Genomic DNA, 1,375 nt, shown 5'->3' with positions numbered 1-1,375 from the left:
AGTTCCCAGCTATTGAGTTTCCCATCAATAGGGACATCCAACAGGGTTGGTTAGAGATCACCTATCTTGACGATGACCTGCGCATTGGACGGGGGAATCAGGGGAGTGTGTTTGTGTTAACCAAGAAATAAGTAGAGAGTAGGGAGTAGGGAGTAGGGAGTAGGGAGTAGGGGTTGGGAAAATTGACTGTACCTCATAACTATGATCAAGGCTATATCTGTTCCCTAACCCTCAACAAACAACTGTCAACAAACAACTGTCAACAGTTATCATCAAAAAAATAGGGGTTGGTAAGGGGAGCGACGGAAACCCCTGTCATTCATGCATGGGGAGGAGTCGCTCCCCTTACATAAACAGCAGCGTGGAAATTGCTTCCTTGTCTTGATGCAAAGCGCGAGTGGGGGAAACCCCCTCATGGCCACTGCATCCCTTGAAGCACGAAACTATAAGAGTATCCATCTTTCCGGTGTATAATGCTGCAATATTTGTGACTAATTCCTTGAACCAGTCCAGATTTTGTAGAGATATTAAATGAGCCGGTTTGGCGAGTAGCTACTCTGCCTGTATAGGTTCCTATTTTCTTACCTTTGGTTACAATTGCTTTTACAATATCTCCCGTTTGAAAACCTTTAATTTCTTTGTACCTGGGCACATAACGAGTCGGGAAACCAAACTTATTCGTTCGACACATCTGACGAGTCCCATGTCCTTTAGCTGTAATCAATAATGGTTGATAGCTTTCGATGTACAAGTGATCAACTTTACCGACATTAGCGGCATCCAACCAATGGGTTTTAGGTAGATTTTGACGGCAACGATTATACTTAGTTAATCCACCACTACCGGTCTCAATTGGTAAACCAGTTGACTTAAGGGAATTGTATAATTTCCATCTGGTTGAGTTAACCGCTGCTGCATTAGCTAAAGGCTTTTTACTTTGACATAAAATATGCTTTAGTACATTAGGTTTGCCCGACAAAAAATTTTCTATATCCTGACTTCCTTTAGCTTTATTACACTTTTTACAAGCAATAGTTAAGTTACTTACTCGGTCAGAGCCTCCTTTAGACTTAGGCTTGATATGCTCTATTTCCAAAGGAATGTCATCCACTCCACAGTAAGCACATTTTCGATTCCACTTTTCAAGTAAATACTCTCGTATTTCGTACCCGTACAACGTGCCTTGCTGATACTCGACACCAGATATTTCGGGATTTTCCATTTTTTGAGTGTCAAAACGGACTAACTCCTGGGAAATGCCTTTGATGGGGCATAATCTGATTAACTTTTTAGTCCAAGTCAAGATATTGTGAACTCGTGACATTAAACTAGGAGCTAGCCAGCCTTCTGAGCGTTTACGATTCAAAAATCTAGG

General features: G+C 41.7%; 2 protein-coding genes. One reads left to right on the top strand and one right to left on the bottom strand.

The window, feature by feature from the left end; all coding sequences use genetic code 11:
* Nucleotides 1-131 (top strand): PAP/fibrillin family protein (locus tag F6K49_RS49435; RefSeq protein WP_293110097.1); only part of this gene is annotated, 131 nt, incomplete at its 5' end.
* Nucleotides 132-412: 281 nt separating this feature from the next.
* On the opposite strand, the gene iscB is transcribed toward F6K49_RS49435, so the two are convergent.
* On the bottom strand, nt 413-1,375 hold a 963-nt coding region (gene iscB, locus F6K49_RS49430), incomplete at its 5' end, for an RNA-guided endonuclease IscB (protein ID WP_293110095.1).

The sequence above is a fragment of the Moorena sp. SIO3I6 genome (assembly GCF_010672095.1).
The sequence above is the reverse complement of the archived record's forward strand: the minus strand, read 5'-3'. Positions and strand labels throughout refer to the sequence as shown.